The 15,559-nt window shown below is 70.8% G+C and carries 10 protein-coding genes; 5 read left to right on the top strand and 5 right to left on the bottom strand.

The genetic code is table 11. The features are described from left to right. Window positions 1-16 precede the first annotated feature (16 nt). The gene (locus AB0367_RS16210; RefSeq protein WP_366227086.1) at window positions 17-892 is read left to right on the top strand and encodes an alpha/beta hydrolase; all 876 of its coding nucleotides are present in this window, start codon (window positions 17-19) and stop codon (window positions 890-892) included. Window positions 893-1,050: 158 nt separating this feature from the next. Here AB0367_RS16210 and AB0367_RS16205 read toward each other — a convergent pair whose 3' ends face one another. The 4 genes from AB0367_RS16205 to AB0367_RS16190 all read right to left on the bottom strand — a co-directional run bounded on the left by AB0367_RS16205 (window position 1,051) and on the right by AB0367_RS16190 (window position 8,848). Then, window positions 1,051-1,353 (bottom strand): hypothetical protein, encoded by a 303-nt coding sequence (locus AB0367_RS16205; protein ID WP_366227085.1) that lies wholly within the window; start codon window positions 1,351-1,353, stop codon window positions 1,051-1,053. Window positions 1,354-1,385: 32 nt separating this feature from the next. Then, window positions 1,386-2,888: an MFS transporter gene (locus AB0367_RS16200; RefSeq protein WP_366227084.1), complete on the bottom strand. Its 1,503-nt coding sequence runs from the start codon at window positions 2,886-2,888 to the stop codon at window positions 1,386-1,388. 211 nt (window positions 2,889-3,099) lie between these two features. Then, a complete protein-coding gene (locus tag AB0367_RS16195) occupies window positions 3,100-3,516 on the bottom strand; it encodes an SgcJ/EcaC family oxidoreductase (protein WP_366227083.1) in 417 nt (138 codons plus the stop codon). A gap of 61 nt (window positions 3,517-3,577) precedes the next feature. Next, window positions 3,578-8,848 (bottom strand): beta-ketoacyl synthase N-terminal-like domain-containing protein, encoded by a 5,271-nt coding sequence (locus tag AB0367_RS16190; protein WP_366227082.1) that lies wholly within the window; start codon window positions 8,846-8,848, stop codon window positions 3,578-3,580. A gap of 292 nt (window positions 8,849-9,140) precedes the next feature. On the opposite strand from AB0367_RS16190, the gene AB0367_RS16185 reads away from it, so the two are divergent. The 4 genes from AB0367_RS16185 to AB0367_RS16170 are packed head-to-tail and all read left to right on the top strand — an operon-like array spanning window position 9,141 to window position 14,145. After that, window positions 9,141-10,346, top strand: a complete 1,206-nt coding sequence (locus AB0367_RS16185; RefSeq protein ID WP_366227081.1) for a cytochrome P450 — start codon at window positions 9,141-9,143, stop codon at window positions 10,344-10,346. A 5-nt stretch (window positions 10,347-10,351) separates the two neighbouring features. Next, window positions 10,352-11,383 carry a methyltransferase gene (locus AB0367_RS16180; protein WP_366227080.1) on the top strand — a complete coding sequence of 344 codons (1,032 nt, stop codon included), beginning with the start codon at window positions 10,352-10,354 and terminating at the stop codon, window positions 11,381-11,383. A gap of 49 nt (window positions 11,384-11,432) precedes the next feature. Next, entirely contained in the window at window positions 11,433-13,088 is a 1,656-nt protein-coding gene (locus tag AB0367_RS16175; protein WP_366227079.1) for an AMP-binding protein, read from the top strand. 49 nt (window positions 13,089-13,137) lie between these two features. After that, the gene (locus AB0367_RS16170; protein WP_366227078.1) at window positions 13,138-14,145 is read left to right on the top strand and encodes a methyltransferase; all 1,008 of its coding nucleotides are present in this window, start codon (window positions 13,138-13,140) and stop codon (window positions 14,143-14,145) included. A gap of 103 nt (window positions 14,146-14,248) precedes the next feature. Here AB0367_RS16170 and AB0367_RS16165 read toward each other — a convergent pair whose 3' ends face one another. Beyond that, on the bottom strand, window positions 14,249-15,409 hold the full coding sequence (locus tag AB0367_RS16165; protein ID WP_366227077.1) for an epoxide hydrolase family protein: 1,161 nt from the start codon (window positions 15,407-15,409) through the stop codon (window positions 14,249-14,251). Window positions 15,410-15,559 lie beyond the last annotated feature (150 nt).

Below are 15,559 nucleotides of genomic sequence, written 5' to 3'. Positions count from 1 at the left end.
ATCCAGGAGGCCACGCATGGAAGATACAACAAGGCAAGCCGACATCGGGGTCGCCCCCGAAGGGCTGGACACCTACCTCGACGACGACTACGACGCACCGGCCGGCGGCCGCTTGGAATTCGTCACCTCGGCGGACGGCACCTCGATCGCCGTCGAGATCTCCGGCAGCGGCCCGGCCGCCATGGTGATCGGCGGAGGCCTCAACGACCGCTTCATGTTCGGCGCCTTCGCCCAGATGCTCTCCGACCGTTTCACGGTGTACAACTACGACCGCCGCGGTCGCGGCGACAGCGGCTACGGCGACCCCGACCAGTACACGATCCAGCGTGAGGTCGAGGACCTGGCCGCGGTGACCGAACTGGCCGGCGAGCCGGGGCACGTGTTCGCCAACTGCACCGGCGGGATCATCGCCGTGCACGCCGCCGCCGGCGGAGTGCCGATGGCGAAGCTCGCCATGTACGAGCCGCCGTACTGCTACCCGAAGATCACGCCCGAGCAGATGACGCGGTTGAAGCAGCTGCTCGCCGAGGACCGCCGGGAGGAGGCGGTCACGCTCTTCGGGATGGAGGTCGTCGGCTTCCTCACCCCCGAGACGCTGGACAACTTCAAGCGGCACCCGGCGTGGAAGGGCTTCGAGGCCAACGCGCCGTCGATGCTTTACGACTCGATCATCGACGAGCAGCACAGCGCCATTCCCTTCGACCTTCTGCCACAGATCACGGTGCCGACCTTCCTGCTCTGCGGCGCGGACACGGCGGTCTCCATCCGCGATGCCATGGTGACCCTTTCCGAGGAGATCCCGGACGCCTCGCTGCTGTTCCTCGAAGGCGAAGGCCACGTGCCCGACCAACGCAAGGCCGCTCCCCTGGTCAAGGACTTCTTCACCTCCTGAAAGCCGCTCAAATGGGTGTCCGTGCATCGCTCACCGGCGGTGCACGGACATTCTTTTGTGCCGGGAACGCCGGTGAACAGGCGCCGCCGGCGCTGCTGAAGTCAGCGTCGGCGGCGCCTGCCCGTCGTGCGGAACGCGTTCACGAGCGGGGTGCGCGGCTATCGGTCGAAGCCGTACGACCCCACCACCTGGGCGCCGCTGGCCACCGGTTTGGTGGCGGCCCGCTCGCCGAAGGCCTTCTGGAACTCCTGGAAGGCGGCCGTCTCGCCCAACGCGTTGCTGTCGTCGGAGGAGATCCCGACATGGACGAAGGTCACGCCGTCGTCAAGCCGGAAGGACGCGTACCGGATGCCGTCCGGCTGCTTCTGCGCGAGCTCGGCGAAGACGTTCTCGATGAGCCGCTGGTTCTCGTCCGCGCTGTCCGGTCGCATCTCGTACCGAACGACGAAGGCCTTGCTCACGACAACACCGTCCTCTCTGGACTGTTCACGTCTCAACTGTTCACGGGAACGGGGGCGACGTCCGCCTCCGGCTGCGGCGACGTGGCGACGCCCCGCTCGAGCAGCAGGGCCACCAGGACACCCGCGACCACGAGCAGCACCGCGCCGATCCGGAACGACAGCACGTAGCCGTCGGTGAACGCGGCCGCCGGGGCGGCGCCGGACTGCAGCTTGTCGCCCGCGACGCGGACCGCCAGCGTGACCAGGGTGGCGAGGCCGAGCGCGCTGCCGATCTGCTGCGCGGTGGTCTGCACGCCCGACGCCAGGCCGGAGTCCTGGCCGGTGACGTTGTGCAGCGCGGCGTTGGTCATGGCGGGCATGGTCGCGCCGGCGAAGAAGCCGAGGATGATCATCCCGGGCAGCAACCCGCCGAGGTACGAGCTGTCCTTCGTGATCATGCTGGTCAGCAGGAGACCGACGCCGCCCATGATGAAGCTGACGGCGCTGATCGCCTTGACGCCAACCTTGGGGGTGAGCCCGGTGCTCATCCCGATGCCCATGCCGATGGCGATCCCCAGCGGCAGGTACGACAGGCCGCTCTGCAGCGGGGAGTAGCCCAGCACCTGCTGCTCGAAGAGGGTCAGCAGGAAGGAGTACGGGATGAACGCCGCCATGAACAACACGGCGGTGGCGTTGGCGACCGTCCGGGTCCGGTTGGCGAAGAACTGCAGCGGGATGAGCGGCTCCGACGAGCGCATCTCGATGAGCAGCGTCACCGCCAGCAGGACGACGCCGCCGATCAGGGGCAGCAGCACGCTGCTGGAGCCCCAGGGCCGCGAGGCGGCCTCCAGCAGCCCGTACACCACGCCGACCAGGCCGGCGGTGGCGACCAGCGCGCCGGTGAAGTCGAGGCGGCGGGTCTCCCGGACCATCCGGTTCTCCGCGACCAGCCGGGGCACGACGAACAGCAGCACCAGCGCCACGGGCACGTTGATGTAGAAGATCCCGCGCCAGGACAGGTACGTGGTGAACAGCCCGGAGATGATGTAGCCGGTGATCCCGCCGATGCCGGTCAGGCCACCCCAGATCCCCAGGGCCTTGGTCCGCTCCTTCGCGTCGGTGAACAGCAACGCGATCAGCCCCAGTGCCGCCGGCGCGGCGAACGCCTCGCCCAGGCCCTGCGCGAAGCGGCCGCCGATCAGCATCCCGGGGCTCTGGGCGGCGCCACACACGGCCGACGCCACCATGAACAGGGCCGTCCCGATGAGCAGCATCCGGCGGCGGCCGAACACGTCTGCCAGCCGGCCACCGAGCAGCAGGAAGCCGCCCGCCATCAATACGTAGCCGCTGACCACCCAGGCAAGGCCCGCCTGGGAGAAACCGAGACTGGTCTCGATCTTCGGTAGTGCCACATTCACGATGGTGATGTCAAGCACCAGCATGAACTGCAGCACGCCCAGCAGCGCAAGCGCCCGCCAACGCCGTGGATCCGCCCCCGCTGGCTCGCGCGGCGAGCCGTTCTGCGAGGACTTCTCACTGTCATTCACCGTGCTCATGAATTCCCCTCGGGTCCAGGTGCTGACGCGATACCTCAATAGGTAGTCGGAGTCGCCGGATGGATTTCGACATCACCAGCGCACGGGTTCCATCCCGCTCGCGGGACGCGCAAAGCCGCAGCTCCGGGCGGTGCACCGGAGCTGCGGCCACTGCGGACCCGCCTGGCGGCGTCGACCGGCGACGTTCACGCCGCAGGTGACCCGCCAGATGTCAGTTGCGCGGGCTGTTCTGGTAACCGGCCAGGCGCCACTGCCCGTCACGCTTCGTGGCGAGCCAGGTCGCCCGGATCGCGCGGGCGCTGGTCACCTCAGTGTCGCCCGGCGCCAGCACCCCACCCTCGGTCAGCAGCACGGCCACGTCCGGACCCAGGAACCGCAGGTGCAGCGGCTGCCCGGTGACCTGGCTGCCCTTGTACTCGGCCTGGAAGGCGGCGGCCATGAACGCCCGGATCTCCTCGCGGCCGGCGCGGAAGACGCCCGGCAGGATCATGGTGCCGTCCTCGACGAACAGGTCGGCGAAGGCATCCGCGTCGTGGCCGGACCAGGCCGCCACCATCCGCTGGGTGAGCCCGGCGACGGCGGCTTTGTCGGAGTCGGTCAGGGAGTCGGTCCGTTCGGTGCTGGCCATTGTCTGCATCCTCTCGTTATTCGGTACGCGGTTGGTTCGGTCCGCCGGCAGCCGGTGCGGCTCAGGGGCTCAGGTTGTCGATGACGTGCTCGGACAGGGCGGCGACGGTCGGCTTCGCCCATAGGATCGTGGGCGGCAGGTCCAGGCCGTAGCGGCGCTGCAGCCGGATCCGCAGCGCGACCGTCATCACCGAGTCGACACCGAGCTCGACCAGCGGTCGCTTGGGCTCGACGTCCACAGGGTCGAGATTGAGCTCGGCCGCCACCTGCTCGCGGACGTCGGCGCTGACCCGCTGCCGGATGTCCTCGTCGGACAGGGCCTCGAAGTCGACGCTGAATCCCGGGCCGGCGGCGGTATGCGTGTCGTCGGTGGCGGTCAGTTCCCGGAACATCGGCAGCCGCGGCGCATTCGGCGGGGTCGGCAGGACCCGCAGGACCGCCTGGTAGCTCGCCTGGAACCGGTCGCCGAACGACCAGGCCCGCAACGCCTCAGCCACCGAGACGGCGTCCAGCCCGCGGGAGTTGGCCTCCAGCATGGTGCTGGCGATGCCCGATGCCAGACCGAGGCCACGCCAGGCCGTCCAGCCCATGCTGCGGGTCTCGACGTGGCCACCGGAGTTGCGGTGCGCGGCCAGCGCGTCCATGAACGAGTTCGCCGCCGCGTAGCTGGTCTGCCCGGAGAGCCGGGCGAACTGGCCACTGGAGGAGAACATCACGAAGAACTCCAGCTCACCGGGCGGGAAGAGGCGGTGCAGCACCATCGCTCCGGCGGCCTTCGGCGCCATGACGTCGCGCAGCCCGGCCAGCTGCACCTTGTCCACCAGGTCGTCGTTGACCACCCCGGCGGCGTGGACGATGCCCCGGATCGCGGGCAGGCCGAGCGCGCCGGGCGCGAGCTTGCGGGCGACCTCGGCGGCGTCGGTGATGTCCAGCGCCAGCGCCACCACGGTCACGCCCAGCGCCTCCAGGGCCAGGACACCCTCGATCTGCCGCAGGACGCTGGGCTCGCTGACGCTGCCCCACTCCGAACGGGGCGGCAGGCCGCGGCGGCTGGTCAGCAGCAGCCGGCGCGCACCGTGATCGACCAGCCAGCGGGCCACCTCCAGGCCGAGCGAGCCGAGCCCGCCGGTGATCAGCACGGTCCCGGCCGGCGAACACTGCAACGGGTTGCCGTCGGCGCTGCGCTCGATCTGGGTCAGCCGGGCGACCTCGACGCCGCCGGGGGCCAGTGAGATGACGTCCTCCTTGCCGGCCGCCTCGCGCAGCACGCTCAGCAGCTGGGCGCTCGTCTCGTCGTCCACGTCGCCGACGCCGGGCAGGTCGACCGCGCCACCCCAGAGTTCGGGGTGCTCCCCCGCGACGATCCTGGACGCGCCCCACACGGGGCCGTGCGCCACGGAGCGTTCGTCCCGCGCGTCGCGCACGCCGCGGGTCAGCGACCAGATCCGCTGCGGCGCGACCTCGCTGGCCGCGTCGGCGCGGATCTCGATCAGGCGTTGGACGGTCCGCACGAGCAACCACGCCGCCCGCTCCGCGGATCGTTCGACGGTCTCACCCGGCCGGGTGAGTGACGGCACGACCACGATCGCCCCGGCCCGCCTGAGCAGATCCAGGCCCAGGCCGATCTGACCGTCCGCGGCGTCCGGCTCGTCCGCGACGTGGGCGCAGGGGACCCCGGCGGCCTCGAAGCGCTGCGCCAGCGCACCGGCCACCGCCGCGTCGCCGACGAAGACCACCTGGCTCAGGTCGGCGGTGCCGCTGCGTTCGCCGGCCGGCAACGGCCGCCAGGCGATCTCGTGGACGAGTTCGCGAGGCAGGACCGCTGAGCCGAGGTGCTCGACCGCCGCGAACCGCAGGCCCGCGCAGACGCAGAGGACGTCGCCGTCCATACCGGAGACCCACACGTCCACGGTGTCCAGCGGCGAGCGTGGCGAACGCCGGCTGTGCACCATGACGCGGGCCGGCGGCCTGCCGCGGAAGGCGACCCGTTCGATCGACTTCGACATCCACAGGGTGGTGGCGTCGCCGGGCGCGACCACGACCGCGCTGATGGTCAACGCTCCGTCGATGACGTGGGCCCAGCTGGTCGCCTCGGTCGCGGGCGGCGGGACGATGTCCAGGACGGCGAACTGCTCCTGGTCATCGCGGCGCAGCTCGACCATCTCCCACGGGAAGGCGTACCCGCCGACGCCCATGCGCTCGAACATCTCCCCGACCCGGGCCGGGGATCCCTCTGCCAGCCGGGCGCGCAGCGCGTCGGCGTCGATCCACCCGGACGGCGGCGCCGCCCCCACATCGACGGTCGCCGTGGTGTGTGTGAGCCACTCGTCGTCACCGTCCGGAGTGGACTCGCTCGCGATCTGGGTGGCCAGCGACAGCGACAGACCCTCGCGGACGATCTGCACCACCCGGGGCGGCTCGACCGCGAGCGGGGTGCGCAGCACGATGTCGGAAAGCGATGCCGAACTGGCGTCGGCGGCCGCCTCCGCGAACGTGTTGATGATCGAGGCGGCCGGGGTCACCTCGACGCCGACCAGCCCGTGGTAGAGGGGGTACGGCCGGCTGGCCACGTCGAGGTAGGTCTGCCAGACCTGCCGTGACGGTGCGCCGCTGACGGTCATCCGCCCGCCGAGCAGGCTGTGCCGGGACGGGTCGTGGCCGCCGCCGAGACCGGCGTCCGAGCCGGCGTCCGGGAAGATCCAGTACGGCCGGTGCTGCCAGGCGACGGCCGGCACCGCGAGCAGCTCGCCGCCGGGGTGGTCGCAGGACCAGTCGACCGCCGCGCCGTTGCAGTGCAACTTGGCCAGGTTACCCAGCAGGGTGCGCACCTCGTCGGCGTTGCGGACCAGCGTGCCGGTCACCGTGGCGTCCTCGATGCCGAGGTGGTGCACGGTCTCGCTGATCGAGTGCGTCACCACGGGATGGGCGGACACCTCGACGAAGAGCCGGTGACCGTCCTCGAGCGCGGCCTCGATCGCCTCGGCGAAGCGGACCGGCTGGCGCAGGTTCGTCGCCCAGTACGCGCTGTCGCGAGTGTCGCCGGCGCGGGGGTCACTCAGGGCGGTGCTGTACAGCGGCACCACGGGCGGCCGGGCGACCAGCTCCCGGGCGGCGGTCTCGACCTCCTCGAGCACGGTGTCCACGTGCCGGCTGTGGAACGCGATGTCCGAGTTGATCCATCGCGTCTGGATACCGGCCGCATTCCACTGTGGCAGGAGCGCCTCGATCGCCGGGCCGTCCCCGGAGATCACCGTGGAGTGCGGGCTGGCGGAGATCGCGGCCTCGATGTCGTCGCGGCCGTCCAGCATCTGCCGGGCCTGCTCGAACGGAACGCTCGCCATCGCCATCCGGCCGAGGCCCTCCAGGCGCTGCAGCGCGGCCGCGCGACGGCAGGCGAAGCGCACCGCGTCGTGCGGGTCCAGCGATCCGGCGGCCACCGCGGCGGCGATCTCCCCGACGGAGTGGCCGATCGCCGCGCCCGGACGCAGGCCGCGACTGCGCCAGACCGCGACGAGACCGAGCTGCATCGCGACGGTCAGGGCCTGGATGTGCGCGGCGCTCCACGGGCCACCGGCCACCAGGGCCTCGCGCGGTGTCCAGCCGAGCTCGGCGCGGAACACGTCGGCCAGGTCGTCGATCGCGGCGGCGAAGACCGGATCCTCGGCGAGCAGTTGCCGGCCCATGCCGGACCACTGCGCGCCATGGCCGGAGAAGACCCAGACCACACCGTTCTGCTGGCCGGGGGCGCACCGGGCCCAGCCGGTGCCGGGCGCGATCACGCCCTCGGCCAGGTCACGCAGCCGCTGCGTGAGTTCCTCGGCGGAGCCCGCCACCACGGCCGCGCGCTGGGCCAGGTGTGAGCGCCGGTGGGTCAACGTGTGGCCGAGCGACGGCAGCGAAGCGTCCGGATTCTCGATCAGCCAGTCCGTGACCGACGCGCTCAGCGCACGCAGCCCCGCCTCGGACATGGCCGACAGCGGGTACACCTTCGGCCGGGCGCTGCCGGCCTCGGTGGCCGGGGCGTCCAGCGCCGGGCCCTCCTGGAGGATGAGGTGGGCGATGGTGCCGCCGACGCCGTAGCTGGACACGCCGGCCCGACGGGGCCGCTCGCCGACCTTCCACGGGGTGCGCTTCGCGACGAGGCGCAGTCCCGATCGGTCCCAGTCGACCTCCGGAGTGGGTGTGGCGTGCAGGCTCGGCGGCAGCAGCCGGTGCCGCATGGCCAGCACGGTCTTGATCACGCCGGCGATGCCCGAACCGCCCTCGACGTGGCCGATGTTCGGCTTCACCGAGCCGACCAGGCAGGGGTTCGAGGCACTGCGGCCGGGCCCGAAGACCTTGGCGAGCGCCTCGATCTCCTTGCCGTCCCCGGTGGGGGTGCCGGTGCCGTGCGCCTCGACGTAGTCCACCGAGGACGGTGCGATGCCGACCCGTTCGTACACCCGGCGCAGCATGTGCTCCTGCGCGTCGGCGTTGGGCGCCATCATGCCCTCGGAACGGCCGTCCTGGAACACGCCGCTGCCGAGGATGACCGCCTGTACCGGGTCACCGTCGCGGCGCGCGTCGGCGAGGCGCTTGAGCACCAGGACACCCGCGCCCTCGCCGCGGCCGTAACCGTCGGCGTCGCCGTCGAACGCCTTGCTCCTGCCGTCCGGGGCCAACGCGCCGCTGCCCTCCAACGCGACGTTCAGCGCGGGGGTCGCCATGATGTTGAGGCCGCCGACGACGGCCAGCGGCGTCTCGCCGTCGCGCAGGCTCTGCGCGGCCAGATGCACCGCGGTCAGCGAACCGGCACACGCGGTGTCCACGGCCAGGCTGGGGCCGTGCAGGTCCAGGAAGTACGAGACCCGGTTGGCGATGCCGTAGTAGGTCGTGCCGTTGACGGCGTACGCGCCGGTGAGCGGGATGTCCTCCAGCAGCCGGCGGCCGTAGTCGTTGGAGTTCGCGGCGACGAACACGCCCACGTCCGTGCCGCGCAGCGACAACGGTGCCATGCCGGCGTCCGCCAGCGCCTCCCAGGTGAGTTCGAGCATGAACCGCTGCTGCGGGTCCAGGAAGTCCGCTTCCCGGGGCGAGATGCCGAAGAAGTCCGCGTCGAAGCCCTCGATGTCGTCGAGGAACGAGCCGAGCAGGGTGGTGTTCCGCATGATCGCGGTCGCCCTGGGGCTGCTCTCCGCATACGGGCGCCAGCGTTTCTCCGGCATGGCGCTCACCGTGCTGCGGCCGGTCTTGAGAAACTCCCAGAACTTTTCCAGCGAATCGAGGTCCGGCGCGAACCGGCAGCTCATGCCGATAATGGCGATCGCGTCTTCGGGCTCTGTGTGCTCGGTCAATTCCTCGCTCCTCTTCAATTCACGAAACGGCGTACCCGAATACCCGTTCTGAATGGATTCCGGCCTGTGGTGCGCGCTTTCCGCGGATAGGTTGACGCGCGGCGAGAATGGACGCACAGATAGTCGCCTCGCACCGGGAATTCTGCCGAGGGCGGGGCGGCCGTTGCATCTCCCGACGTGTCATGTCCACCCCGGGACGGCATTTCAGGAGATGCCGGGGACAGGCGTCGTCGACAGACTCGTCAGGTGTCGGCTACGCGGACAGCCCTGCCCCCAGGTTGAGCGGAGAAAGATGACGACAACGCAGCTCGGAATCATCGACCGGCTCACCCGTAGGTACGACTACCACGACCCCGACTTCACCCCTGAGGTCGCGGAGATCGTGAACGGCCGGCTCCGGGACGGTCCGGGTGTCACCTACACCGAGGCGCACGGCGGCATGTGGGTCGTGTCGCGTTATGCGCTGATCCGCGGGGTCCTGAAGGACCACGAGACCTTCAGCTCAGCCAGCGGCGTGTTCTACCCGCGGGCCAAGGGGATGCCCAAGCACTCCCCGATCGACTACGACCCGCCCGAGCATCGCGTCCTGCGGCAGCTCATGACCCCTCCCCTGCTGGCGGAGGAGGTGCGCGGCCTGGAGCCGCAGGTCAGCCGGCTGGCCGCCGACCTGATCGCGCCGATGATCGCCCGCGGGCACGGCGAGATCGTCGCGGAGGTGGCGAAGCCGCTCGCGATCGGCGTGCTGGCGATCGCGATCGGGCTGTCGGAGCGGGCCCAGCACCAGGTCCGGGACCTCACGGCGACCATGTGGAAGCACTTCGCGAAGGACCCGGCGAAGTTCTGGCCGGCGTTCCAGGAACTGCTCTCCGCCGAGGTGGCCAACGCGCGCCGGGACCACAGCGACACGTACCTGTCGCGGCTGGTGCGCATGGAGATCGACGGTCGGCCGATCCCCGAGGAGACCCTGCACTCGATCATCGTGTCGTACTGCATCGCCGGTCACGAGACCACGATGAACACCATCAGCAGGATGCTCTGGCACCTCGGCAACCACCCTGATCTGCAGCGGCGGCTCGCGGCCGAGCCGGAGCTGATGTCGGTCGCGGCCGACGAGACGCTGCGGCGCTGGTGCCCGACGGACCGGTTCACCCGCGTCACCACCAGGGATGTGACGATCGCCGGCACGGACATCCCCGCCGGATCGCGAGTGGTGGTCGTGATCGACGCCGGCAACCGCGACCCGGAGAAGTTCCCGCAGCCGGACGAGTTCTCCCTCGACCGCGGCAACTCCCACCAGCACCTCAGCTTCGGCTTCGGCATCCACGCCTGCATGGGTGCCAACCTGGCCCGGCTGGAGCTGCGCACCGTCCTGGGCGAGCTGGCCCGGCATCCCGTCTTCCACCTCATCGAGGAGCCGCGGCGGCACTTCGAGAACGGCAGGCACATCGTGTTCGAGCAGGTCAATGTCGGCTTCGCCGGCGACCGACCCGAGGAGTGAAGCCAGTGGACAGCCAGTCCGCGCCGCTGCCCGCGGCGCCCGATGCGCTCATGCAGTTGACCACCGGCCTGTGGGCCTCGCAGACGCTGGCCGCGGCCGAGCAGCTGGGTCTGTTCACGTTCCTGTCGGCCCGCCACGGGGCCACGGTCGCCGAGGTCGCCACCGGGACCGGCATCGAGGAACGCCCGGCCGAGATCCTGCTCACCGCGTGCGCCGCCCTCGGCCTGCTCGGCCGTGACGGAGCCCGCTTCGTCAACACCCCGGTCGCCGAGACCTACCTGGTCCGCGGCGGCCAATACTATTTCGGCGAGTACGTGCGGATGCTCACCGAGTACGTCTATCCCGGCTGGATGCGCGTCATCGACGCCATCCGCGCCAACGCGCCGGCCCGGGTGACCTCGAAGGAACAGCAGGGCATCTTCGAGGCCGGCACCCGGCCGAAGATCTTCTGGGACGGCCTGTACCCGCTGTCCGCCCTGACGGCCCGGGAGCTGGCCGGCGCGATCGACCTGCGCGGCACCACGTCGCTGCTGGACGTCGGCGGAGGCAACGCGGCCTTCGCCGTCGAGCTCTGCCGGCACTTTCCCGGCCTGCGCGCGACCGTCTTCGACCTCCCGTTCGTCTGCGAGCACACCGCCGAGAAGATCGACGAGATGGGGCTGAGCGAACGGATCGGCGTGCACGGGGGCGACTTCTTCGCGGACCCGGAACTGCCCGGCGGCCACGACGCCATCCTGCTGTCGATGATCCTGCACGACTGGGACGAGCCCCGCAACGCCGAGCTGCTCGCGAAGTGTTTCCGGGCCCTGCCGGCCGGTGGCCTGCTGGTGATCAGCGAGCTGCTGGTCGACGACGAGAAGACCGGGCCGCTGGACGCCGCGTTGATGAGCATGAACATGCTGGTCGGCACCTGGGGACGCAACTACACCGTCGCCGAGTACAGCGACTGGCTGCGCAAGGCCGGGTTCGAGCAGATCAGCACCGTTCGGTTCGGCGCACCGGGCGCCAACGGTGCGGTGCTCGCCCGCAAGCCGTGACGAACCACGAGCATCACCGGACAAGGACCACCGGACAAGGAGGAACGTGATGCCGCAGAGCACGGCGACGGGCACGACGGCGTGGCCCGCCGACTTCGCCGCCCGGTACGTGGCCCGCGGCTACTGGGAAGGCCGGTCGCTGCTCAGCTACATACGCGCCGCCGCCGAGGCCACCCCGGCGGCGGTCTGCTTGGTCGACGGCGACGTGCGGATGACCTACCAGGAGCTGATGGCGCGGGTGGACGGCGCCGGCGCCCGGTTGCACCGGCTCGGCCTGCGCCCGGACGACCGGATCCTGGTCCAGCTGCCGAACTGCTGGGAGTTCTTCGTCGTGGTGCTGGGGTGCCTGCGCGCCGGCATGCTGCCGGTGCTGACGCTGCAGGGCCACCGCAAGCAGGAGATCGCCCAGGTCGCCGAGCACGCCGAGGCCAGGGCGATCGTCACGGTGGGCATCGTCAAGGGCTTCGACCACCAGGCGCTGGCGCACGAGGTCGCCGGCGAGTCCCGGACGCTGGAGCACGTGCTGGTGGCCGCGGACCAGCTGGACGAGCGCAGCCTCGATCTGGCGGCGTTCTGCCGGCCGGCGGAGCACCCCGAACCAGCGGGTGAGGAGCCCGAGGGCACCGCCCTGGCGCTCTTCGTGCTGTCCGGGGGCAGTACCGGCGCGCCCAAGCTGATCGGCCGCACCCACAACGACTTCTCCTACATGGTCCGGCGGGCCGCGCAGATCTGCGGGGTCGATCGCGACACCGTCTACCTGACGGCGTTGCCGCTGGGACACGGTTTCCCGTTCACCGGTGCGCTCGGTGCCCTGTTCTGCGGCGGCCGGGTGGTGATCACGCGTTCGCCGGTACCGCAGCGCGCGTTCGCCGTGATCGAGGCCGAACGGGTCACGATGACCTCGCTCGTGCCCGCGATCGCCCAGCGCTGGCTGGATCACCGTGCCGCACACCCGGGCCAGGACATCGCCTCGCTGGCGCTGGTGCAGGTGTCCGGCTCCCGGATCCCCGACGAGATGGCCCGCCGCATCAAACCGGTGCTGGGCTGCAGCCTGCAGAACGGCTACGGGATGGGCGAAGGCCTGATGTGCCTGACCCGGCCCGGCGATCCCGCCGAGGTCGTGTGCGGCACCCAGGGCCGGCCGATCTGCCCCGACGACGAGCTGATGCTGGTCGACGAGCAGGGCGCGCCGGTCCCGGACGGGGAGGCAGGGATTCTGCTCACCCGGGGCCCGTACACCCCCCGCGGCTACTACCGGGCCGAGCAGGCCAATGCGCTGGCGTTCAACGACGACGGCTGGTACAACACCGGCGACATCGTGCGGCGGCGGCCCGACGGGAACCTGGTGGTCGAAGGCCGGCAGAAGGACGTGATCAACCGCGGCGGGGAGAAGATCTCAGCCGAGGAGATCGAGAACTTCGCCTATCAGTCCGGTGCCAGCCTCGCCGCGGCGGTGGCCATGCCGGACGCCGAGCTCGGCGAGCGGATCTGCCTCTACGTGGTGGGCGGGCGGATCGATCTGAACATGATGCGCTCGACGATGCTGGCCGCGGGCGTGGCCGTCTTCAAGCTGCCCGAGCGGCTGGTGCTCGCGGAGTCGTTGCCGGTCACCGCCATCGGCAAGATCGACAAGAAGGCACTGCGCGCCGACATCGCCGACCGGATCGCGCACGAGCGGGTCGCGGCGCAGCGCGACGCGGGCTGAGACCGCACTGCCGCTCCCATCCCAGCAACGATCGGACGAAGGGACCGCGATGCCGAAGCGAAACACCCCGGGCCTACGCGCGATGGCCGACCTCGCGACGCCGATGGCGATCCGGGTGGCGGCCACGCTGCGGGTGGCCGACCACGTCGCGGCCGGGCGGCGCAGCGCCGCCGCGATGGCCGCCGAGATCGGCGCGCACCCGGACGCCCTGGACCGGCTGATGCGTCACCTGGTGAGCATCGGGCTGTTCCGGCGCGACGAGCACGGCGACTACGCCACCACCGAACTCGGCGACCAGCTCCGCGAGGACCACCCCGGCGGCAGACGCAAGTGGCTGGACATGGAGGGCGCGACCGGCCGCGGCGACCTCAGCTTCGTCGAACTGGCGCACAGTGTGCTGACCGGCGAGCCGGCCTACCCGGTGCGGTACGGCACCTCGTTCTGGGCCGACCTCGCCGCGGATCCCACGCTCTCCTCGTCCTTCGACACGGTGATGCAGCACCATGTCGAGCTCGACAACAGCGACATCGCCGGCGCGTACGGCTGGGCTGCGCTCAAGCACGTCGTCGACGTCGGCGGCGGCAGCGGCGGGCTGCTGAGCGTGCTGCTGGCCCGGCACGACGCGCTGCGCGGCACGCTGGTCGACGTGGCCGGCCCGGCGGCGGGTGCGCGACAGCGGTTCCGGGAGCTGGGACTGGCAGGCCGCACGGAGGTGGTGACGGGCAGCTTCTTCGACCCGTTGCCGGGCGGAGCGGACGCTTACGTGCTCTCCGCGATCCTGCACGACTGGGACGACGAGCACGCCACCCGGATCCTGCGCCGCTGCGCGCAGGCCGCCGGGCCGCAGGGCGTCGTCCTGGTCATCGAGGCGATCGGCGCGGACGGCGAGTCGCCGAACACCGCGATGGACCTGCGGATGCTCGCCTACTACGGCGGCAAGGAGCGCGGCCTCGCGCAGCTGCGGGAGCTGGCCGGGCGGGCCGGCCTCGCGGTCCGCGGCGTGCACCAGGTCCGCCAGGGCTCGTTCATCTCGATCGCTGAGCTGGTCGCGGCCTGACCCGGACCGCGCCTCGGCACATCCGCACCGAACACATCGGCCCCGAATACATCGACCCCGGTCTCCCGCAGGAGACCGGGGTCGACGGGTGTCGCGGGACGCGCTAGCCGCGCAGGATGCGGTTGAACGACCGCAGGTCGCCGATCAGCAGGTCGGGCTCCTCCATCGCGGCGAAGTGGCCGCCCCGGTCGAACTCGCTCCATTGCACGATGTTCGGGAAGGCGCGGTCAGCGAAGCGCCGGATCGGCTGGCCCGGGTCGTGGGGGAAGACGGCCACGCCCAGCGGCACCGGCAGCGGCGGGGCCGGGGGCGGGGGCGTCTTCGCGGTCGGCAGCAGGTCGGCGTTGTCGAAGTAGAAGTGCGCGGACGAGGCGCCCGTGCCGGTCAGCCAGTAGAGCATCACGTTGGTGAGGATCCGGTCCCGGTCGAACGCGTCCTCGGGCACCTTGGCCGAGTCGCTCCACTCGTGCAGCTTCTCCACGATCCAGGCCAGCTGGCCGACCGGCGAGTCGTTCAGCCCGTACGACAGCGTCTGCGGCCTGGTCGCCTGGAGCTTCATGTAGCCGGACTGGTCGTCGACGTAGTGCATGAGCAGCCCCAGGCGGCGCATCTCGACCTCGGTGAGGCCGGCCATGTCCGCCGGGTCGCCGGAGGGCGGCGTCGGCAGGAAGTTCAGGTGGGCGCCGCTGACGTGCTCGTGATCCATGCCGGCCATGATCAGGCTGATCCAGGCGCCGAGGTCGCCGCCCTGCACGACGTAGCGGCTGTAGCCCAGGTTCCGCATGAGCTCCACCCACGCGGCGGCGACCCGGGGCATGTTCCAGCCCGGTTCGCTGGCCGGACCGGAGAAGCCGAAGCCGGGGATCGTCGGGATGACCAGGTGGAAGGCGGTCGCCGGGTCACCGCCGTGCGAGCGCGGGTCGGTGAGCGGCTCGATGATGTCGAGGAACTCGGCGAACGAGCCGGGCCAGCCGTGGGTGATGATCATCGGGGTGGCGTCGGGCTCGGGCGAACGGACGTGCAGGAAGTGCACGTTGGTCCCGAAGATCTCGGTGGTGAACTGCGGGAAGGCGTTGAGCCGGGCCTCCGCGGCGCGCCAGTCGTAGCTGGTCCGCCAGTAGTCCACCAGGTCCCGCAGGTATGCCTGGGGGACGCCGCGGCTCCAGTCGTCACCGGCCACGTCGGCGGGCCAGCGGGTGGTCTCGAGCCGGCGGTGCAGGTCGTCGAGGTCAGCCTGAGCGACGTCGATGCGGAACGGAATCATGCCACGGTCCTCACTTTGATGAAAGGGGACGACAAACGCATTTCGACGATTCCTTCGACTGTTTCGCAAGAATGCGAATGGGCTCGTGGCGCACATTCGACAGGAAATCGCGGCGTCCGTACGGCCGTATCCTATCCACATCGTCCTACC

The sequence above is a fragment of the Dactylosporangium sp. NPDC051484 genome (assembly GCF_040689395.1).
Taxonomy (GTDB): domain Bacteria; phylum Actinomycetota; class Actinomycetes; order Mycobacteriales; family Micromonosporaceae; genus Dactylosporangium.
Note: the sequence above shows the minus strand (reverse complement) of the source record. Positions and strands in the feature narration are given on the sequence as shown.